The organism is Neisseria sp. P0014.S009, from assembly GCF_051958155.1.
In the GTDB taxonomy this organism is placed as follows: Bacteria; Pseudomonadota; Gammaproteobacteria; order Burkholderiales; family Neisseriaceae; genus Neisseria; species Neisseria flavescens_C.
Genome location: NZ_JBQCVS010000001.1, coordinates 21,470 through 42,530, shown reverse-complemented (window position 1 = coordinate 42,530; position 21,061 = coordinate 21,470). Strand labels below are relative to the sequence as shown.

Annotated in this window: 22 protein-coding genes; 17 read left to right on the top strand and 5 right to left on the bottom strand. The window is 48.0% G+C overall.

Going from position 1 to position 21,061, the window contains the following annotated elements:
- Window positions 1–128: 128 nt before the first annotated feature.
- The gene (locus tag ACTHS4_RS00260) at window positions 129–2,891 is read right to left on the bottom strand and encodes a TonB-dependent receptor domain-containing protein (protein WP_070826472.1); all 2,763 of its coding nucleotides are present in this window, start codon (window positions 2,889–2,891) and stop codon (window positions 129–131) included.
- A 385-nt stretch (window positions 2,892–3,276) separates the two neighbouring features.
- Window positions 3,277–3,738: a c-type cytochrome gene (locus tag ACTHS4_RS00255; protein ID WP_070826471.1), complete on the bottom strand. Its 462-nt coding sequence runs from the start codon at window positions 3,736–3,738 to the stop codon at window positions 3,277–3,279.
- A 132-nt stretch (window positions 3,739–3,870) separates the two neighbouring features.
- Between ACTHS4_RS00255 and ACTHS4_RS00250 the strand changes: the two genes are divergently transcribed.
- The 6 genes from ACTHS4_RS00250 (at window position 3,871) to ACTHS4_RS00225 (ending at window position 9,221) form a co-directional block, all read left to right on the top strand.
- Window positions 3,871–4,695, top strand: a complete 825-nt coding sequence (locus ACTHS4_RS00250; protein WP_070633432.1) for an SDR family oxidoreductase — start codon at window positions 3,871–3,873, stop codon at window positions 4,693–4,695.
- Between the two features lie 113 nt (window positions 4,696–4,808).
- Entirely contained in the window at window positions 4,809–5,282 is a 474-nt protein-coding gene (locus ACTHS4_RS00245; protein ID WP_070826470.1) for a Fur family transcriptional regulator, read from the top strand.
- Window positions 5,270–6,199, top strand: a complete 930-nt coding sequence (locus ACTHS4_RS00240; RefSeq protein ID WP_070461484.1) for a CobW family GTP-binding protein — start codon at window positions 5,270–5,272, stop codon at window positions 6,197–6,199. The genes ACTHS4_RS00245 and ACTHS4_RS00240 overlap by 13 nt, the downstream gene beginning before the upstream one ends.
- A gap of 98 nt (window positions 6,200–6,297) precedes the next feature.
- Entirely contained in the window at window positions 6,298–7,353 is a 1,056-nt protein-coding gene (locus tag ACTHS4_RS00235; protein WP_039862485.1) for an ABC transporter permease subunit, read from the top strand.
- Between the two features lie 36 nt (window positions 7,354–7,389).
- A complete protein-coding gene (locus ACTHS4_RS00230; RefSeq protein ID WP_070826469.1) occupies window positions 7,390–8,430 on the top strand; it encodes an ABC transporter permease in 1,041 nt (346 codons plus the stop codon).
- 110 nt (window positions 8,431–8,540) lie between these two features.
- On the top strand, window positions 8,541–9,221 hold the full coding sequence (locus ACTHS4_RS00225) for a sulfite exporter TauE/SafE family protein (RefSeq protein ID WP_003680951.1): 681 nt from the start codon (window positions 8,541–8,543) through the stop codon (window positions 9,219–9,221).
- 86 nt (window positions 9,222–9,307) lie between these two features.
- On the opposite strand, the gene ACTHS4_RS00220 is transcribed toward ACTHS4_RS00225, so the two are convergent.
- The 3 genes from ACTHS4_RS00220 to xseA all read right to left on the bottom strand — a co-directional run bounded on the left by ACTHS4_RS00220 (window position 9,308) and on the right by xseA (window position 12,371).
- On the bottom strand, window positions 9,308–10,117 hold the full coding sequence (locus ACTHS4_RS00220; RefSeq protein WP_440365329.1) for a sulfite exporter TauE/SafE family protein: 810 nt from the start codon (window positions 10,115–10,117) through the stop codon (window positions 9,308–9,310).
- 1 nt (window position 10,118) lies between these two features.
- Window positions 10,119–10,898, bottom strand: a complete 780-nt coding sequence (pssA, locus tag ACTHS4_RS00215) for a CDP-diacylglycerol--serine O-phosphatidyltransferase (protein ID WP_371460025.1) — start codon at window positions 10,896–10,898, stop codon at window positions 10,119–10,121.
- Between the two features lie 123 nt (window positions 10,899–11,021).
- Window positions 11,022–12,371: an exodeoxyribonuclease VII large subunit gene (xseA, locus tag ACTHS4_RS00210; RefSeq protein WP_070826466.1), complete on the bottom strand. Its 1,350-nt coding sequence runs from the start codon at window positions 12,369–12,371 to the stop codon at window positions 11,022–11,024.
- 181 nt (window positions 12,372–12,552) lie between these two features.
- On the opposite strand from xseA, the gene lpxK reads away from it, so the two are divergent.
- From lpxK to rfaD, 11 genes are all read left to right on the top strand, one after another.
- Entirely contained in the window at window positions 12,553–13,563 is a 1,011-nt protein-coding gene (gene lpxK, locus ACTHS4_RS00205) for a tetraacyldisaccharide 4'-kinase (RefSeq protein WP_070826465.1), read from the top strand.
- Window positions 13,564–13,627: 64 nt separating this feature from the next.
- Window positions 13,628–14,293: a hypothetical protein gene (locus ACTHS4_RS00200; RefSeq protein WP_070826464.1), complete on the top strand. Its 666-nt coding sequence runs from the start codon at window positions 13,628–13,630 to the stop codon at window positions 14,291–14,293.
- A gap of 46 nt (window positions 14,294–14,339) precedes the next feature.
- Window positions 14,340–14,921 (top strand): DUF2059 domain-containing protein, encoded by a 582-nt coding sequence (locus tag ACTHS4_RS00195; RefSeq protein WP_070826463.1) that lies wholly within the window; start codon window positions 14,340–14,342, stop codon window positions 14,919–14,921.
- A 61-nt stretch (window positions 14,922–14,982) separates the two neighbouring features.
- Entirely contained in the window at window positions 14,983–15,165 is a 183-nt protein-coding gene (locus tag ACTHS4_RS00190; RefSeq protein WP_002221286.1) for a Trm112 family protein, read from the top strand.
- Complete coding sequence (gene kdsB, locus ACTHS4_RS00185) at window positions 15,162–15,923, top strand: 3-deoxy-manno-octulosonate cytidylyltransferase (RefSeq protein WP_070826462.1); 762 nt, start codon at window positions 15,162–15,164, stop codon at window positions 15,921–15,923. The genes ACTHS4_RS00190 and kdsB overlap by 4 nt, the downstream gene beginning before the upstream one ends.
- An 11-nt stretch (window positions 15,924–15,934) precedes the next feature.
- Window positions 15,935–16,468: a 3-deoxy-manno-octulosonate cytidylyltransferase gene (locus ACTHS4_RS00180; RefSeq protein ID WP_070826461.1), complete on the top strand. Its 534-nt coding sequence runs from the start codon at window positions 15,935–15,937 to the stop codon at window positions 16,466–16,468.
- A 57-nt stretch (window positions 16,469–16,525) separates the two neighbouring features.
- On the top strand, window positions 16,526–17,173 hold the full coding sequence (gene adk, locus ACTHS4_RS00175; protein ID WP_003682888.1) for an adenylate kinase: 648 nt from the start codon (window positions 16,526–16,528) through the stop codon (window positions 17,171–17,173).
- 110 nt (window positions 17,174–17,283) lie between these two features.
- Window positions 17,284–18,015, top strand: coding sequence for an orotidine-5'-phosphate decarboxylase (pyrF, locus tag ACTHS4_RS00170; protein ID WP_070826460.1), 732 nt, complete (start codon window positions 17,284–17,286; stop codon window positions 18,013–18,015).
- A gap of 94 nt (window positions 18,016–18,109) precedes the next feature.
- On the top strand, window positions 18,110–18,502 hold the full coding sequence (locus ACTHS4_RS00165) for a DUF2185 domain-containing protein (RefSeq protein ID WP_070826459.1): 393 nt from the start codon (window positions 18,110–18,112) through the stop codon (window positions 18,500–18,502).
- Between the two features lie 104 nt (window positions 18,503–18,606).
- A complete protein-coding gene (gene rfaE1 / locus ACTHS4_RS00160; protein ID WP_070826458.1) occupies window positions 18,607–19,569 on the top strand; it encodes a D-glycero-beta-D-manno-heptose-7-phosphate kinase in 963 nt (320 codons plus the stop codon).
- Window positions 19,570–19,708: 139 nt separating this feature from the next.
- Complete coding sequence (gene rfaD, locus ACTHS4_RS00155; protein ID WP_070826457.1) at window positions 19,709–20,713, top strand: ADP-glyceromanno-heptose 6-epimerase; 1,005 nt, start codon at window positions 19,709–19,711, stop codon at window positions 20,711–20,713.
- The last annotated feature ends 348 nt before the right edge of the window (window positions 20,714–21,061 follow it).

Below are 21,061 nucleotides of genomic sequence, written 5' to 3'. Positions count from 1 at the left end.
CCCGCAAGGGCAGGTTTTTTATTGTGTATAGATGAAGAAAATTTTGAGGATATATCGAAAAAAGCCGGAAAACATTGTGTTTACCGGCTTTTTAATCAGTGCAATATTAAGAATGCTGATGGATAGGTTTAGAACTTATAGCTGATGGTAAACAGCAAAGTCCTGCCTCGTGCGTAGTTGTTCAAGACGGAGCGTGTCGTACCGCCATATTTGCCATTGCATAAACCGTTGGCATCGCATTCGACTTCCTCATCATCTAAACCGCCTTTTCTTTCAAATACGCTGAAATAGCGCTGGGTTGCGGCATCATTTGCGGCATCCAAAGGATCGACATAGCGTTTATTGAACGCATTTTGAATGTCAAAACGAAGGATAAGGTTTTTCTTTGGTTCATAATTGGCATAGAAATCAAAAATCATCGGCTGTCTGTTGATGCTTTCTGTTTTTTTGATCACCCTTCTGCCCATTTGATGTGAAGAGTAGGTATTGGCGCCGGTTGTACCGTCAACAAATTCCTCCTCAGTCGTTGCCCGTGTACTTTTGCCGTAATAGCGCATAATGCCGCCGATGGTCAATTTATTGCCTAACCATCGGGACCCTAATTCAAAACGGCCATAATCTCGGGGCAGGCGGGAAATTTTGCTTAAGCCGTAGCCTTGTTTGATTTGGTCTTCTTTAGAAGAGTTGCGGGGTGATTCGCTGGCATCGCTATAGTTGGTTGGCTGGTTGGTTTTTTGATAGGCGTAAGACAGGGTGGTAAAAAAGCGGCCGAAATCATAGTTCATTTCCACTTCCAAACCATTTTTATGGACAGGTTTGGCATAGTTTCGATGCTGGATAGAGTATTGCAGGCCGGTACTGGTTACCCAGCTGGGTGCTTTATCCAAATCCCACCATTTGCCATAAACATTGTGAATATAGTTGTTTATCCTGCTGCGATAGGCGACCAGTTTGAAACCCAATACATCGTCCGGCTTGAAAATCCCTTTTTTGAAGGTATTGAAGCCTATTTGGTAAGTATTGGCCTGTTCCGGCTTGAGGGCTGTATTGACGCCTGAGTCGCCGATTTGTGAAAAATACATTTCTTGAATATTCGGCATTCTATGCGTACGAGAATAGCTGATAAACGGCATAAAGTAGTCATTGACATTGATGTTTAATGCCACCGAATGGTTTACCGCATGTTTTTTACCGGATTTGGTATAAACCGGTTCGTAAAGGTCGCAGCTTGGCGTGCAATGCTGTTTATAAATTTCAGAATCTTCTCCAAATGCTTTTTTAAAATCTTCTTGGGTATTGAAGTAGTCGGTATATTCGCCTTTGTAGCGGTAGTTGACCATATTGGCGCTGTAATTCAATTGATAAATGCCTTTTTTCAAGGAAGTATCAAAATAGAACGTATTGAATTTTTGCTGGCCTGAAGGTTGCAATATGGTTGATTTCTGAGGAAATATTCCTTTGTCGCCTTTGAAGCGGCCTAAAAAGCTGTACAGGCCGGCATCTTGATCCGGGCCGTCGTAAAAAAGGCTCAGCTCTTCCGGAAAGCGGTTTTTACTGTATTGGTTTTTAAAGAAATTGAAACCGACGGTGGCTTTTAAATCTGTTTTGTTGGGAAGGTTGAAAGAGAAGCGGTTGTTGATATCCAAAAGATTGGCTGTGTTTTTGGTTTCCAAATAATCAAGCAGCCCCCATCCTGAAAAACGTGAGTTTTTCGGATATTTTTGTTTTCCCAGATTATGGGCGGCCAATACGTTTAAATCGACATAATCGCCAATGTTTAAGTTGTAATTGGCTTGATAGTTGCGGTTTTCTACTTTGCGGCTGCCGATACGGTTGTTCATGGTACGAAGCTGAAGATCCAACTTGTTGTTGTCGTTTTCGTATTCCACTTTGACCAAATGGCTGTTTGAGCGTTGTTGCAGGCTGGTCGGGTCGATTGGAGTCAGGTCCCATTGCGGTGCTAAATTCTCTTTCCAGCTTCTTTCCAAATCATCGACATAATCTCTTTGCAAAACCTCAGGATCGTTATATTTTTTGGAGAAAGGGTAGTCCCAATAGCTTTTACCGACCGCATTGCGCTTGGAAAAGTCGCGAACCCAACGATTTTGTTCGTGATCGAATTTTAATAAGTTGCTCTCAAAATATTCTTGTTTTTTACGGTCCAAATATTCCTCGCCAAAATTGCCGATACGCTGACCGCCGCCGCCTACTTTATAGTTTTGCTCGACATTGCGGTGGCTATAACCATATAAGGCGCCAAGGCGTGCACCGCTTTCAAACCATTTTTGTACCGCTCCGGTTGCCATAAAATTGCTTTTTGTGCTGTTTGTGCCGGTCAATCCTTTGGTTAAAAGGCCGAAGGTATTGTTTCCGTGTACCACATCGTCTACCCGTAAAGTACGGAAATTGGCTGTACCGGATAAGGCATTGATACCGTTGGCACCTGTGAAACTGCCTTTGGTTACATCCACGCCGGCAATAAAATTGGGATCCAGTGCAGTACCGAATTGCGAGGAGCTGCCGCTGCGTCCAGCATCGGCAGAAGTGGAATAGAAGGTTTGGGTGACGCCATCAACCATCGTATTGACGCGTCCCAAACCGCTATCGCCACGGATATTGACCGCCAATACCCCCGATCCCTTGTCTTGTTGGGTAAAAACGCCGGGCATACTCCGAACGATGGTATCGATGTTTTCGCTGGATTGATAAATGCGTTCACGCGAACTTTTGGCTTGGCCTTCGGTAAAAACTTTTTTCTCTTTGGCAATGTATTTACCTTTGACTTGAATTTCATCAAGCTCTTGAGTTGAAACCTCGTCTTCTGCGTGTGCGATACTTGTTATAGCCAGTAAAGATAATGTCAGTAGATTTAATTTGAAATTCGGATTCATGATAGTTACCTCAGAAACGAAGTTGATACTTTATAACATATTATTAAACTTTACAAATATTTTAATAATGGTTTTTATTTATTAAAAAATAAAGAAGATTCTTGTTTTAGGAGATAATCCACACGCATATGATTAATCTGACTGAAAAGATAAAGCAGGTCTGAATTTGAATTGGGTTGGTTGAGAAGAAGGGAGATTTAATTGAATTTAAACAGCCGGAAGAAGAAAATTTGATTGCGATATGTGAACTGGGCCGTCGGTTTCAAATGAAACCGGTAAAAAACATGAAATGCAAAATATAAAGTCGATATAGAAAGGTTTGAAGGCAGTTGAAGAAAAGGCCGTCTGAAAATGATATTTCAGACGGCCTTTATTGCTTTAAGCCTTATTCCGGACCGCGGAATGTATCGTGGCAAGATTTGCAGCTTGCACCGGTTTCGCCGTAAGCGGCTTTGATTTCTTCCAATTTGCCAGTTTGGGCGGCGGCGTTGAGTTTCTCAACTGCTGCGACGAATTTTTCTTCTTCGGCTTTGAATGTGGCTGTGTCTGTCCAAATGGCAGGCAGGGCGCGGCCGTTGCCTTGAGGGTCGGATTCAAACAGGGTGAACGGTTTTTTGCTGTTTTCGGCAAAAGTGGCTGCAGCTTGTTTGAATTTCTCAACGTCGTAAGGCTCTTCGTCTTTGACCATTTTGCCCATGTGGGTAAACTCAGGCATCATGGTTTTGAATGCGGCCGTACGGTCTTCGGAAATTGGGCCTTTAGGCTGGGAGGGCGCACCGCTGCCGCCGCAGGCGGAAAGCGTAAGCGCTACTGCTGCCAGGGCAACTGGGATAAAACGGGTTTTCATATGGAGTGTGTCCTATTGTGATGATATGATTATCGTTAAATTTAGAATCAGCCGGCCAAACGCTTAGGCCGTCTGATAAGGCGTTATCATACCTTAAACCCAAGTCTGAAACGAGTATAGAAAGGAAACGATATGGCAATTTTGATTACCGGGGCATCGGCAGGATTCGGCGCGGCAATGTGCCGCACCTTTGTTGCGGCAGGCTATCATGTCATTGGCGCGGCACGGCGCGAAGACAAATTGCAGCAGTTGGCAGAGGAATTGGGCGAGCAGTTTTACCCTTTGGAAATGGATGTTTCGCGCACTGAGTCGATTCAAAACGCTTTGAACAGCCTGCCCGAGCATTTGTCGGAAATCGATTGCCTGATCAACAACGCCGGTTTGGCTTTAGGTTTGGATTCTGCCGATAAAGCCGATTTTGGCGATTGGGAAACCATGATTCAAACCAATATCATCGGCCTGACTTTTCTAACCCGCCAGATTTTGCCTCAAATGGTAGCGCGCAAACAGGGCTACATCATCAATTTGGGTTCGATTGCCGGCAGTTATGCTTATTCCGGCAGTAATGTCTATGGTGCAACTAAGGCTTTTGTGCGCCAATTCAGTATGAACCTGCGCGCCGAATTGGCAGATAAAAATATCCGCATTACCAATATCGAACCGGGTTTGTGCGGCGATACCGAGTTTTCCAATGTCCGTTTCAAAGGCGACGATCAGCGTGCGGCCGAGGTTTATGAGAATGTCGAGTTTATCCAGCCGCAAGATATTGCCGATACCGCTTTATGGCTCTATCAGCGTCCGGCGCGGATGAACGTCAATTCCATCGAAATCATGCCGGTTGCCCAGACCTTTGCAGGCATGAAAGTTTACCGCGATGAGCCTGCTCCGGTGAAGGAAGAAACGTTTGAAAAACAAAGCATGTCTTTGTTTGGAAAAATTAAATCTTGGTTTAAGTAATCGGCATCAGGCCGTCTGAACGTTTCAGACGGCCTCTTTGTTATCTGAAATTGAACAAACACGTTATAATGTAATTTTTTATTAACAAGGCCGTCTGAAAGGCTGTTTCAGTTATGAACGTAATCAAACAAAAAATCTTAGAACAAGCGCAGCGCGATGGTGTGCAGGTAACCGCTTTGCGCGAGCAAGTGCTTGATATTGTTTTGAAACAAAGCGGCGTGATTAAAGCCTACAACGTTCTGTCGCAGATGCAGCAGCAAAGCGAGGGCGTGGTTGCGCCGCCGACGGCCTACCGCGCCCTTGATTTTTGGGCGGAGCAGGGCGTTTTGCACAAAGTGGCGGCGGTCAACGGCTATATTCTGTGCAGCCACGCGCAGCACGAGTGCAATGACCATTGCCATGACCACGAAGAAGCCGAAGCGCACCACAGCGCGTTTATTTTGGTTTGTACCGAATGCGGTACGGCAGATGAGCAGACCTTGAGCCAAGAATGGGCGGCATTGCGTGCAGGCGTGGCCGAAACTGGTTTCTCATTAAAAGAAGAACATATTGTTTTAACAGGAATTTGTAAAAAATGTCAGAAGTAAAAAAGACTAAAGTCCACCTGATTTCAGGCTTCCTCGGAACAGGCAAAACCACCGCCCTTAAAAGTCTGATGGCGCAAAAAGACCCGAATGAAAAATGGGTCATCATCGTCAACGAATTTGGCGAAATCGGCATTGACGGCGCCGTCTTGAGCGACAACGGCATCCCCGTAGCTGAAATCGCCGGCGGCTGTTTGTGCTGTACTGCCGGCGCGCAAATGGGTACGACCGTACAAAAGATGCTACGCGATGCCCAACCCGACCGCTTGATGATTGAAGCCAGCGGCCTGGCGCACGCTGCCAGCGTTATCGACGAATTGAAAGCCAAACCGCTCGATAGTATGCTGGAAATCGGCGCCGTCTTTACTGTTGTCGATCCGCGCCAGTTTATTAATCCTGATTACGCGCAACAGGCTTTGTATAAAGACCAAATCGGCATTTGCGACGTATTGGTCGCCAGCAAAACCGACTTGTGTACGCCCGAGCAGCTGGCCGAGTTTCACGATAAAGCGGCCAAGCTGTTCCCGCCTAAAGCCAAAGTGGTTGAAGTTCAAAATGCACAACTTGACATCCAATGGCTTGATATTCCCGTTGTCGAAAAATCGCGCTACCGCCTAAAAGCCTTGCCGGACAACACCATGGGCTTCCAGTCTCAAGGTTTCACTTTCCCTTCCGGACGTGATTTCGACGGCGAAAAGCTGACCGATTTCTTCAACGACCTGCCTAAATTTACAGACGGCCTCGTGCGTGCCAAAGGCGTGTTCCAAGTCCTCGGTACATGGGTATGGCTGAACTGGGTGGACGGTCAATGGGGCGCAAACCAAGTTTCATGGCGCCGTGATTCCCGCTTTGAGCTGATTGCCAAATCGTTTGATGCGGATTTGATTGAGAAGAAATTGCAGGAGGCGTTGGAGAAGTAAATCATCGGCCAAACGCTTATTAATCCGTTACTATATGCCGTCTGAAGTCAGCGGTTTCAGACGGCCTTCAAATCAAAAAAATAGAGGAACACTTAACCATGTGGCGTTATATCTTTCATCGTTTGCTCCTTTTGATTCCCACGCTGTTGGGGATTTTGGCGATTACTTTCGCCGTGATTCAGTTTGTTCCCGGCGGCCCGGTGGAGCAGATGGTTCAGCAGCTGACGCAGGGCGCGGTTGGCGGCGAGACGGCGGGACACAGTATGCCCGGAACTTTGGCTAAAAACGGTAACCGCATCAGCGCGGAAGATTTGGCCGCGTTGAATGCTTTATACGGTTTCGACAAGCCGCCTGTGACGCGTTTTGTGGATATGGTATGGAAATTCGCCCGTTTCGATTTGGGCGAGAGCTTTTTCCACCACCAAACCGTATTTGAGCTGGTAAAAGAGAAAATGCCGGTGTCGATGAGTTTGGGTTTGTGGACATTCTTCCTAACTTATTTGATATGTATTCCGTTGGGTATTGCCAAGGCGGTTAGGGATGGCAGCCGTTTCGATACGATTACGGGCATGATCATTTTGGTCGGCTATACCGTACCGCCGTTTGTATTGGGTTTGGTGTTGCTGGTGTTGTTTGGCGGCGGCAGCTTTTTTGCCTGGTTCCCGCAGGGCGGTTTGGTCGGCGATGATTTCGATACGCTCTCTTGGGCCGGTAAAGTCAAAGATTATCTGTGGCATATGGCCTTGCCGATTACCGCTTCAGTGGCAGGCAACTTGGCGGTGATGACCGTATTGACGAAAAACGTATTCCTTGAAGAAATCCGCCGTCAATATGTTTATACCGCCCGAGCCAAGGGCTTGCCTGAGAAGCAGATTTTGTGGAAACATATTTTCCGCAACGCCATGATTCCTCTGATTACCGGTTTCCCGGCCGCATTTATCGGCGCATTCTTTACCGGAAGCCTGTTGATTGAAACGTTGTTCTCGCTGGATGGTTTGGGTTTGCTGTCTTACGAGGCAGTGATGAAACGCGATTATCCTGTCGTAATGGGCACGCTGTATGTGTTCACGCTGATGGGGTTGTTGGCTAAATTGGTGTCGGATATTTCTTATTCGTGGGTCGATCCGCGCATTCACTTTGGCGGACAGAAATAAGGCCGTCTAAAAATATCTTCAATCCATTATTAAAGAATGTTTCGAACCATGAAAAAGAAAAAATCTACTTCAAACCCTACTTGGCAGGCCTTTAAGCAACATAAGCGCGGTTGGCTGGCTTTGCGGATTTTGGCCGTTTTGTTTGTTGTCACTTTGCTTGCGCCTTTGTGGAGCAACGACAAACCTTTGTGGATACGCTATCAGGGCGAGTATTTCTTCCCCTTGGTAAACGAATACAACGAAACCGCATTTGGCGGCAATTTCGATACGCCTGCGGATTATTTGGATCCGCTTATCCGCCACAACATTACTTCAGACGGCAATTTCGCCCTTTACCTGCCCAATCCTTACGATGCCGATACCTTGAACGATTTTGATACGGCTCCCGATCCGGCCAAACCGTCCGAACGGCATATCTTGGGAACGGACGACCGCGGCCGCGACCTGTTGGCGCGCTTGGTTTACGGTTTCCGTGATTCGCTGCTGTTTGCCTTGGTGTTGACCGTGGTGACTACCGTAATCGGCGTGGTTGCAGGCGCGGTGCAGGGTTATTTCGGCGGCAAAACCGACCTTCTAATGCAGCGTTTTATCGAGGTTTGGGGCGGTATGCCGGAGCTGTACCTCTTGATTATCCTGTCTTCATTCTTTAATCCGGGACTGTTGATTTTGCTGGTGTTGCTGTCGCTTTTCGGCTGGATGGGCTTGTCCGACTATGTCCGCGCCGAGTTTTTGAAAAACCGTCAGACCGATTATGTTTTGGCGGCGCGCGCGATGGGCGTGGGCAACCGTGAAATCATGTGGCGCCATATCCTGCCCAACAGCTTGACGCCGGTACTGGCCTTCCTGCCTTTCCGTATTTCCGGTGCCGTACTTGCCCTGACCAGTTTGGACTTCTTGGGCTTGGGCGTACCTGCCTCACAGGCAAGTTTGGGCGAGTTGCTGGCGCAAGGCAAAGACAACTTGGATGCGTGGTGGATCGGCCTGTCTGCCGTTGCTACGCTGACGGTGATGCTGCTTTTGCTGGTCATGATTGGCGAAGGTTTGCGTCAGGCATTTGACGTACGCGCACGCAGTTAATTGCTTTTCTAAAGCGTGAAGAGGGTGGGTGGCAAAGCCTGTCCTGCATTCTTAGGGCCGTCTGAAAAGTTTCAGACGGCCTCATCCATTCGTTTGAATCATTAAAAACCATGAATCAAGAAATCACATTTCTTACTCTTTTTCTGCTCGGCTTTTTTGGCGGAACGCATTGCGTCGGTATGTGCGGCGGATTGAGCAGCGCATTTGCTTTGCAGCTGCCGCCACATTTAAACCGAATCGGGCTGATTGTATTGTTGAACTTGGGGCGCATCAGCAGCTATGTCGTCATTGGCCTGTTGGTCGGCTTGGTCGGGCAGGTCGGCATTTCCTTGGACGATACGCGTGCGGTTCAAAACGGTTTGTATATTGCCGCCAATGTCTTGCTGCTTTTGCTCGGGCTGTATCTTGCCGGTATTTCGACTGCCGCAACCAAAATCGAAGGCATCGGCAAACCGATATGGAAACGCCTGAATCCGTTGCTGAACAAATTGCTGCCGATTAAATCGGTGCCTGCCTGTTTCGGCGTGGGTGTGCTTTGGGGCTGGCTGCCTTGCGGTTTGGTGTACAGCGCGTCTTTGTATGCTTTGGGCAGCGGCAATGCTTTGCACGGCGGACTGTATATGCTGGCGTTTGCATTGGGGACATTGCCGAACCTGCTTGCGATGGGCATATTTGCAGCGCAGTTGAAAACCTTTTTGCAAAAACGCATGGTTCGTTTGTGCGCCGGATTGTTGGTGGCAGGATGGGCGATATGGCGCTTGGCTGTATTTGCAATGGGGCAAATCGGGTAAGGTAAAAAGGTTTTATTTAGTTTGTTGTTTTGCAATCAAAAAGGCCGTCTGAAAGATTTTCAGACGGCCTTTTTCACAAGAAAGATTTAATGTATCAAATTCCAAGCCATTTTGGCGGCAATCAGCAGCAACATAATGCCGAAAGCGATTTTGAGTTTTCGGGCGGGCAGCTTGTGCGCCGTTTTTACGCCGAGCGGAGCAAAGAGGATGGTGGCAACGCTCAATATGGCCACAGCCGGAAGATAGATAAAGCCTGCCGCGCCTTCAGGCAGGTTGGCAACATGTAAACCGTTGGCAAAATAGCCGATGGTACCGGCAATCGCAATCGGCCATGCCAGACCTGAAGATGTGCCGATGGCACGGTGTGCCGGAAAGTTGCAATACAGCAGAAATGGAACGGATAGCGAACCGCCGCCGATACCGACCCAACTTGAAGCCGCCCCAAAAAGCGTGCCGACGGCTGTCAGGCTGGGGAGGGCAGGCAGGGTGCGCGAAGGTTTGGGTTTGGAATCGCGTAGGGTTTTAAGTGCGATAAATGCAAGAAATGCAATAAAGAAAACCTGCAAAGCCAGCGTCGGCATATATTTTGCCGACACCGCGCCGAGGAGTACGCCGAGTATCATGCCCGGCGTCATCCGGCGGACGGTCGCCCAATCGATGGCGTGTTTTTTATGTTGGGCGTACATACTGGAGAAGGTGGTAAACACCATGACGGCAAAGGAAGTGCCGATGGCAAGATGCTGGGCATAGGAGTGGCCGCCTATGCCTTGCAGTTGCAATGCCCATAAGACAACGGGAACAATCAGCGTGCCACCGCCTACGCCAAACAGTCCGGCAATAAAGCCCGATGCGCTGCCGACGGCGAGCAGGGAAAGGATGATGTCCCAAGACCACATTTCAGACGGCCTTGTCGTGTTTGTGTGTTTTATGGCGTTTTTTAAACCAACGGATGATTGCCATCACATAACCGGACAGGCTGTAACCGAGGAAAAACAAGAAGAGGACGAGCGAAGGCTTCCAGTTGATGAGCAGCAATACCAACACGGCCAACACCATGCCCATAAACGGTACTTGGCGGCGGATGTTGATTTCTTTGAAGCTCCAAAACGGAATCTGCACAATCATGGAAATGCCGGCAAACAGGGTGATACCCAATGCCCACCAATGCACGCCGGGGAAACGCTCGACGCTGTGGTTGACCCAAATCAGGCCGACAATCAACGCAGCGGCGGTCGGGCTTGGAACACCGATAAACCAGCGTTTATCGACTTTGCCGATAAGCGTGTTGAACAGTGCCAAACGCAGGGCGGCGCAGGCGCAGTAGATAAAGGCGACGGAATAGCCGATTTTGCCAAACTGCCAAAGTTGCCATTTGTAGGCAATCAGGGCAGGCGCGACGCCGAAACTGACCATATCGGCGAGGCTGTCGAGCTGCTCGCCGAACGCGCTTTGGCTGTTGGTCAGCCGCGCAACGCGTCCATCCATGCCGTCGAGCAGCATGGAAAGGAAAACTGCAATCGCCGCTGTTTCATAACGTCCGTGCATGGACTGGGTAATGGCGAAGAACGCGCAAAACAGCGCGGCGATGGTAAAGGAATTGGGCAGCAGGTAAATGCTGTTTTTGCGGATGGAGTTGCGTGGTGGAATCGGATTTTCTGTATTTTGTGAGTTGTCCATAATGTTTCCGTATATGCTGCGTGTGCAGATGAGGCATTATACCGCATTGGCAGGTTAAGGATTTTTAAAAGGCAGACATAGTTTCACTTCAATCGCATAAAGTTTCAGACTGCCTTTATTCCATCAGTCAAACAACTCGCCCTGCGCCTGCTCTTTGGTCACGCGTACGTCGGTTTCACCGTCGGCAAAAGTGATGTGCAGTTTCTGTCCTTGTTTCAACGTATCGGCATTGCGGATGACTTGTCCGCGAGTGTTTTTGACGACGGAGAAACCGCGCTCCAGAATATGTTGCGGCGAGACAGCTTCGAGCAATGCAGCTTGGGCGGTCAGGCTTTGACGGCGGTGGGCAAGCAGCTGGCGGAAGGAATGCGACAGGGCCGTCTGAAAGTGGGTGATGTTGTTTTTGTAAACGGAAACATCAGGACGGCAATGCTTCAGAGTTTGGGTTTGGCGTTCAAAACGGGCGGTATGGGTGCGGAGGTTTTGCGTCATCGAGTAAGACAGCATTTGCGCCAGCTTGCTGATTGAGGCGCGTTGCTCGTCAAGTTTTTGGCGCGGATGACGGATTTGCCGCGCCAGCCAGTCGAGTTTTTGGCTGGCATCGAAATAGCGTTGTTCCAAAACAGTTTTCAGACGGCCTTGGGCTTGGGCGAGGCGGTGTAACGATTCTTGGCGGTTGGGGCTGACCAGTTCCGCTGCGCCGGTCGGCGTGGGTGCGCGTACGTCGGCAACAAAATCGGCGAGCGTGAAATCGGTTTCGTGTCCTACGCCGCTGACAACGGGAATCGCGCAGGCTTCGATGGCGCGCACGACCGGCTCTTCATTAAATGCCCACAAGTCTTCGATGCTGCCGCCGCCACGACAGACAATCAGTACGTCACATTCGGCGCGTTGCGAAGCGGTTTTAATCGCTTGGGCAATTTGCAACTCGCTGCCTGTGCCTTGTACGGGCGACGGATAAACGATAACGGGAATTTCGGGCGCGCGGCGGTTTAAGGTGGTCACGACATCGCGCAAAGCCGCCGCCGCCAGGCTGGTGACGATGCCGATACATTGCGGACGGGCGGGCAGAGGTTTCTTGCGTTCCGCTGAAAACGCGCCTTCCGCCTGCAACTGCGCCTTCAATCGTTCATAGGCTTCGTAAAGCTGCCCCAAACCTTTGAGCCGTACTTCGTTTACGGTAATTTGAAATTCGCCCCGCGCTTCATAAATACTGATTTTTCCTGATACTTCGATATGGTCGCCTTCTTTCAAAGGCTTCGCCAAGCGCATGGCTGCACCCTTAAACATCGCGCAATGCACCTGCGCGCGGCTGTCTTTGAGCGAGAAGTAATAATGTCCGCTGGCGGCACGGGTTAGATTGGATACTTCGCCGGCAATCCACAAGCCTGCGAGATGGTCTTCCAGCAAGGCTTTGGCAAGGGCGTTGAGTTCGGATACAGAAATGGAGGAGGGCGCGAAGAGTTCGGACATTGCGAAACAGGAAAAATTTTGGAAAGTTGAATTATAAAGGTTTTAGAGCGATTCGTTTTATTCGTTTTTATGAAACTTGCGCCCTTTGTTTTAATATTATCAAAGCCGCATGTTCAGACGGCCTTGTCTGGTCGGGCTTGTGTTATATTATCGTTTGATTTTCGCTTCAAAAGCCGTGCGTATGCCCAAACTCCACCAAATTATCGAACGCCATTGGCAATCCCCCAATCCGTTTTTGTCTTTGCTGTTAAAACCATTGTCCAAGCTGTTTGCCAAAATTGCAGCGAAACGGCGCGATGATCTTGTTTCAGGCCGTCTGAAAAGCGAAAAATTGCCTGTGCCTGTGGTGGTGGTCGGTAATATCCATGCAGGCGGAACAGGGAAAACGCCGATAGTCGCCGCGCTGGTGTCGGGCTTGCAGGAAAAGGGTGTTAAGGTCGGTATCATCAGCCGAGGCTACGGGCGCAAGAGTAAGGCGGTTCATGTATTGAATACAGCCAGCAGTGTGGCAGATGCAGGCGACGAGCCTTTATTACTGTTTCGCCAAATCGGTGCGCCGACGGCGGTAGGCAGCAGCCGTGCAGAAGCAGGCAGGGCATTGCTTGCGGCGTATCCGGAGCTTGAATTGATTGTGGCCGACGATGGCTTGCAACATTATGCCTTGCAACGCGATATGGAAATTGCCGTCTTCCCGGCGGCAGATACAGGACGCACCAATTTGGATTTACTGCCCAACGGCAGCTTGCGCGAACCTTTGTCTCGATTGGCTTCCGTTGATGCGGTCGTTGTCAGTGGAGGAAAAGTAGATACGGCATTTAGGCCGTCTGAAAATATGTTTGCCAGCCATATTGAAACAGGGCAGATTTACCGTTTGAACAGGCCGTCTGAAAAATTGGATTTGGCGGGTTTGGGAAATCAAACCGTCGCCGCCGTTGCCGGTATTGCCAAGCCGGAGCGTTTTTTCAATACGTTGCAAAGCATGAATATTGCTTTAAAACAAACCGTTGCCTTGCCTGATCATGCAGATATTACGGCCGCGGATTTGCCGGACGCAGATGTGGTGATTATCACGGAAAAGGATGCGGTCAAATTTTCAGACGGCCACGGCCTGAATCATGTGTGGGTCTTGCCTGTTTATGCGATAATTGAGCCGGACTTGGCGGCGTTTGTATCCGCGAATGTTTCAATCTAAATGCTTATGGATGTTTCACAGATGTTTTAAAGATGATCTTCAAACTACGCGATAGGAGTAAATCATGAAGTTAAAATATTTGTTGGTCGCTTGCGCAGCTTTATTTGTATCCACTCAAAGCCTGGCTGCTAAACCCAGTGATGAATCTGCAATGAAATGGTTGGATATTCAAGGGATAAGCAATAATTATAGCGAGAAAGTACAACGTTCTTTGGAGATGGTGAATAAAGAAGACAATGAACGCTTGTTAACGATGACGCCCAAAGCTCAAAAAGCGCAGATGAAGGCAGTCATCAGCCGTTATATGAAAAATATGCAAGACGATTTGAGCCGCCCTGAGTTAAAAAAACAATGGTTGGATGAAGAAAAGCGTGCCGTACAGAAAGTATTTACACAAGAAGAAGTCGATGTAACCAACCGTTTTTTCTCTTCGTCTCAGGGAAAAAATATTTTGAAAAAGATAAGAAATTTACAACAGCATGGTGGAAATCTTGAGGATATGTTGAGCCAATCGGATATAGAAAAGATGACTGAAGCATTTGGGCATGGTGTCGGTAAGTCTGCGCTCGAGAAAATTAAGCATTTCGATAAGCTGAGTGATGAGATTATCCACAAAACCATGAGTCAAAATTACCTCAATGCAAGCGATAAATATACGCCTGCTTTTGAGGAGCAAACACATGGTATTTTATGCAAAGGCAACAAACATTTGCCGAATTGTGCCAAATAATTTTCCGACTATCTGAAAATATTTTTTTATTGAAAAGGAGAAAAAGATGAAACTGAAAACCTTATTATTGCCCATCGCCGCGCTGGCATTGTGTGCCAACGCATTTGCCGCCCCACCCAGCGATGCGTCGCTGGAGCGTTGGTTGGATACGCAGAATTTCGACCGGGATATGGAAAAAAATATGATTGATGGTTTCAATATTGAATTTAAACCATATGCAGATAAAGCCCTTGCCAACGTACCTGAAGCGAAAAAAGAACAAATGGCAAAAGCTATTGACCGTTATCGCGAGAATGTTTTGAGAGATTTGATGACACCCGAAATGAAGCAGGCTGTCCGCAATACTTTATTAAAGAATGCCAAATCAACATACACTCAAGAAGAAGTTGACAGCATGATTGCCTTTTATAGTTCGCCTATCGGGCAGGCTATTGTTGCCAAGACACCTCTTATGTTCAATCAAGCGATGAGTGAAATAACGACGTTTGGATTTACATTAACAGAGAAAGCTGTACAGCGTCATATGCCTGAATTTGCGAAAGAGATACAAGGTATCATGTGCGGCGGCAAAAACCCTGATGCAAGCTGCAAACAAGCCAAACAGGTTGAAAAAAAGCATAAGAAATAAATTATAGTCGTCTGAAAATATTTCAGACGACCTCCAATTTATCAAACCCGAAAGAAACCCCATGGAAAAAAAATTCTTAGACATCCTCGTCTGCCCCGTTACCAAAGGCAGGCTGGAATATCATCAGGACAAACAGGAATTGTGGAGCCGTCAGGCGAAGCTGGCTTATCCGATTAAAGACGGCATTCCCTATATGCTGGAAAACGAAGCACGAGCGTTGAGCGAAGAGGAACTCAAAGCATGACCGAATTTGTCGTATTGATTCCGGCGCGGCTGGATTCATCGCGCCTGCCCGGAAAAGCTTTGGCGGATATTCACGGCAAACCGATGGTCGTGCGCGTTGCCGAACAGGCGGCAAAAAGCAAAGCCGCGCGCGTCGTCGTTGCCACCGACCATCCCGATATTCATGCAGCCTGTCAGGCGCACGGCGTCGAAGTCGTTATGACTTCAAACCGACACGAAAGCGGCACGACGCGCCTTGCCGAAGCCGCCGCCGCACTAAAACTGCCGCAACATCTGGTCGTCGTCAACGTACAGGGCGACGAGCCGCTGATTGCCCCCGAACTCATCGACCGCACCGCCGAAGTCTTAGTGGAAAACAACGTGCAAATGGCGACGGCCGCCCACGAATTGCACTATTTTGACGAGTTTATGAATCCTAACGTTGTCAAAGCCGTCCTCGACAAAAACCGCAACGCCATCTATTTCAGCCGCGCCCCGATTCCTTTTCCGCGCGACGCCATGCGCGCCGAAAAACGCGAATTACCTTCAGAAACAGCTGTTTTGCGCCACATCGGCATTTATGCCTATCGTGCAGGTTTCCTGCAACGCTATTCGGAAATGGAAGTTTCTCCTTTGGAAACCATTGAATCTCTGGAACAATTGCGCGTCCTGTGGCACGGTTATCCGATTGCTGTTGAAATTGTCCAAGAAGCGCCAGCCGCCGGCGTGGATACGCAGGAAGATTTGGACAGGGTAAGGGCTGTGTTCGAGGCCGTCTGAAAGGAAAAAACATGAATGATTTACGCCATTTGAGCCGTGACGAACAAAAACTGCTTGCCGATGTCGCTTTGCTGGTCAAAGACGACGATCAAGAGTTCAACTACGAAATGTTGAAAGTGGCTGCGCCCGACGAGGCTAGCGGCGAATTTTGGTTTCGCATGGCAGAAATACTCAGCACCCTGCCGCCCAACCAGTCTTTAGATTTACGCATGAACGGCGGACGCTTGACCGTTGCCGTATCGATTTTGTCGGTATTGTTGCAAGACAATCCCGATATTCCGCAGCTTTGGGCACAAAAAATCATTGCGCTCAACTATTTGGCTCATGGCCATCAAACCCGTGCAATCGGTCTGGCGCAACAGCCTGACAAAGCGGCAGAAGCCAACGAGGAAGAATATTTGGCAAAAGCCTTGTCCCAAAACCTACTTTCCACGTTGAAAGACGCATTGGAACGCTTCCCCGAAGACAGCTGGTTTATCGAAATGCGCGATGATGCGTGGCAGCACTTTGGCGCAGAGCAGGCCGTCTGCAGTTTTGAACGATAAACGCAAGGCGTGTAGAATTAAACAAACATCAAATCCATAAACCAAGAAGGACTCATCATGAAAGTATTATTGTTGGGCGCACCAGGCGCCGGCAAAGGCACACAGGCTCAATTCATCACTGCTGCATTCGGCATTCCTCAAATCTCTACCGGCGATATGCTCCGCGCTGCCATCAAAGCAGGCACTCCGCTGGGTTTGGAAGCAAAAAAAATCATTGATGAAGGCGGTTTGGTTCGCGACGACATCATTATCGGTATGGTTAAAGAGCGCATTGCCCAAGACGACTGCAAAAACGGTTTCCTGTTTGACGGTTTCCCACGCACATTGGCACAAGCCGAAGCCATGGTTGAAGCTGGTGTGGATTTGGATGCCGTAGTTGAAATCGACGTACCTGACAGCGTGATTGTCGACCGCATGAGCGGCCGCCGCGTGCATTTGGCTTCCGGCCGTACTTACCACGTTACCTACAATCCGCCTAAAGTCGAAGGCAAAGACGACGTAACCGGCGAAGACTTGATTCAACGCGACGACGACAAAGAAGAAACCGTGAAAAAACGCCTTGCCGTTTATCACGAGCAAACCGAAGTTTTGGTTGATTTTTACAGCAAACTGGAAGGCGAACACGCGCCTAAATACATCAAAGTCGACGGCACTCAACCGGTAGAGGCCGTGAAAGCCGAAGTACTGAAAGGTTTGGGCAAATAAGTTTTGCCGAAGTAAAATCATGAGGCCGTCTGAAAAAATACTTTCAGACGGCCTTTTGTGTACAAAAGCTGTTAAAATCGAAGCTATAACCGTTTATCCGCAGGCATCTTATGAATCCCTTGATCTCCGACTTCCAAACTCAGCAACAACGTACTCCCGTCATCGTCGCCCTCGATTTTGCCAACGAAAAAGATACGCTCGGATTTGTCCGCAATCTTGACCCGACATTGTGTCAAATCAAAATCGGCAAAGAGCTGTTTACCGCAACCGGCCGCAATTTGGCAGAAAGTTTAATCAATCAAGGTTTCAAACTTTTCCTCGATTTAAAATACCACGATATTCCCCATACAGTCGCTCAGGCCTGTAAAGTTGCCGCCGATATGGGCGTGTGGATGGTCGATATGCACGCATCGGGCGGTCGCCGCATGATGGAAGCAGCAGCAGAAGCCGTTGCCGGATATCAAACCAAGCCGCTTTTGATCGGCGTAACCGTGTTGACCAGCATGGAACAAAGCGACTTGGCAGAAATCGGTTTGAACATCGCCCCTGAAGAACAAGTCATCCGCTTGGCGAAACTGGCGCAAAGTTCAGGCTTGGACGGCGTGGTATGTTCCGCCCAAGAAGCCGCGCCGCTGCGCCGTGAATTGGGGCAGGATTTTGTCTTGGTCACACCGGGCATCCGCTTAGATGTTGCCGGCAATAACGACGATCAACGCCGCATCATGACACCGGCCGAAGCATTAGCTGCCGGTTCAACCTATTTGGTAATGGGCCGTCCGGTAACCAAAGCTGCCGATCCGGTAGCCGTATTGCGTGAAGTGAACCGCGTGGCGAATGCTTAAGTATAACAATTTTGATGTTGTTCAAAGAAACTACCTCACTTTGATACGGTAGATAAATAGCCAGAAAATTTTAGCTTGGAAAGGAATTTATCCGATGTCTCAATGTAGTCTAGATGTGAGTAATATTTTTGATCTTGATGCATTTCCAGAAGATGATTTGCTTGTAACGGATGCACCTGTTGGATGGTATGCAATCGTATCACATAAAATTGTCAAAGAAGGGCTTCCTATTAGATTCATGTATCGGGAGTATCAAGGAAATTTACCATTTGACAGTGGATGGCGAGTATTTTCCGGAACAGAAGATAATGAATACACGAATAATCCTGAAAATTTCTCTTTCCATAGTTTAACGCGGCTTACTCATTATCAAGCAGATATTGGGGAGCTGTTTTGGATGGATATTGGTAGTGTTTTTGAGAAAAAAGAAGGAGAGGATTGTTTTTCTCCTGTTGCCGATTGGTCTCCTTTCGACTTTGAAGAATAATAAAAAGTCAGATTTTATTTTTAATCAGTAAATCTGCCAGATAAGTGTTGAGAATATATTGAAGTTTTCACACATATAAAACAACTTATTTTGGAGTGCATAAAATGCCCACCAAGTTCCAACAAGAAACCCTCAAATCTCGTTTTGTACAAGCCAAAGTCCTTGTTGTCGGCGATGTAATGCTTGACCGCTATTGGTTTGGCGATGTATCCCGTATTTCTCCTGAAGCTCCTGTACCGGTGGCGAAAATCGCCCGTATCGACCAGCGGGCGGGCGGAGCGGCAAACGTTGCGCGCAATATCGCCTCATTGGGCGGCAAAGCAGGGCTGTTGTCCGTGACTGGCGATGATGAAGCTGCAGATGCGCTGGACGCATTGATGGTGCAAGACGGCGTTGCTTCCTATCTGATGCGCGACAAGCAAATTGCGACTACTGTCAAATTGCGCGTTGTTGCCCGCAACCAGCAGCTTATCCGACTTGATTTTGAAGAGTCGCCTCATCGTGAGGTGTTGGAACAAATCAAGCATCAATATCGAGAAGTGTTGCCTGAATACGATGCCATTATTTTTTCAGATTACGGCAAAGGCGGTTTGTCGCATATTTCCGATATGATTGATTGGGCGAAACAGGCCGGTAAACCCGTTTTAATCGACCCGAAAGGCGATGATTACGAAAAATATGCCGGTGCTACGCTGATTACGCCGAATCGCGCAGAATTGAAAGAAGTGGTGGGCAGCTGGAAAAACGAAAATGATTTGACCGACAAAGCCCAAAACCTGCGCCGTCATCTTGATTTGATCGCGATTTTGCTGACCCGAAGTGAAGAGGGTATGACCCTGTTCAATGAGGGTGAGCCGATTTATCAGCCTACACGGGCCCAAGAAGTCTATGATGTATCGGGTGCGGGCGATACTGTTATTGCCGGAGTGGGCTTGGGTTTGGCCGCTGGTTATACCATGCCTGAAGCGATGCACCTTGCCAATACTGCGGCAGGGGTTGTCGTGGCAAAACTTGGTACGGCGGTTTGCTCGTTTGCCGAATTGACCAAGGCATTGGAAGAGCAATAATTGCTGTTTCAGACGGCCTTAAAATCTAAAGGCTGTCTGAAAATAGAGTTGAAAAATAATCCAGACAGACAAGTTTTTATTTTCAGACGGCATGATTTCTTCAAGGCCGTCTGAAAAATCAAAATAAAGGAAATTCATTATGACCATTATCGTAACAGGCGCGGCCGGTTTTATCGGCAGCAACATCGTCAAAGCATTTAACCAACGCGGTATTACCGACATTGTTGCCGTCGATAATTTGAGCAAAGGCGAAAAATTTAAAAACCTTGCCGAGTGTGAAATTGCCCATTATCTCGATAAACACGAATTTATCCGCCAAGTGCGCGGCCATCTTCTGCCTTACGACGATATCGAAGCCGTTTTCCATCAAGGCGCATGTTCCGATACCATGAATCATGACGGCCTTTATATGATGGACAACAACTATCAGTACACGCTCGATCTCTTGGACTGGTGTCAGGATGAGCGTATTCCGTTCCTTTATGCTTCCAGCGCCGCAGTGTATGGCAAGGGAGAAACCTTCCGCGAAGAGCGCGAACTGGAAAAACCGCTCAATGTGTATGGCTACTCTAAATTCTTGTTTGACCAAGTATTGCGCCGCCGAATGGAAGAAGGCTTGACCGCCCAAGTTGTCGGCTTCCGCTACTTCAATGTTTACGGACAACAGGAACAATACAAAGGGCGTATGGCATCAGTCGCCTTCCATCATTTCCACCAATACTGCGAGCATGGTTATGTTAATCTGTTTGGCGCTAATGACGGCTATGGTAACGGCGAGCAAACACGCGACTTTGTCAGCGTAGAAGACGTTGCCAAGGTTAACCTTTACTTCTTCGATCATCCTGAGCTTTCAGGTATCTTTAACCTCGGTACAGGCCGTAGCCAACAATTTAACGAGCTTGCCGCCGCAACCGTCAACGCTTGCCGTGCAGCCGAAGGCAAGCCTGAAATGAGTTTGAAAGAGTTGGTTGAAGAAGAACTTATCCGTTATATCCCATTCCCAGATGCACTTAAAGGCAAATATCAGAGCTTTACTCAAGCGGACATCACCAAGCTGCGCGAAGCCGGGTATAAAGAAGAATTCTTGGATGTAAAACAAGGCGTCAGCCGTTACGTTAAATGGATGCTGGAGAACTTGGTTTAGTCTCTTTGCAGGCCGTCTGAAAAAGGATTTTCAGACGGCCTCATCATTTTGGGAGGCTTTAAAATTATAAATTTGCCTTTATTCGATAAGAATGGAAATAGCGTTTTTTACAACAAAGGTTTCAAAAAGGCTTAGATAGGGTAGCAGTGGATCTGCTGGAGTATTTGTAAAAGCTGTTGAGATATTATAGGTGTGAATAGATGAAATGAGACGATGCTATAACCAGTAAAATAAAAATGACTGGAAGTTTTTTAGTCTATTTATATTTAGGGACTGTACTAGATTATCCCTCTGTACTTTTTTCTTTAATTTTCAGTATGTTATAATCATATTTCGAGGTTAGCATAT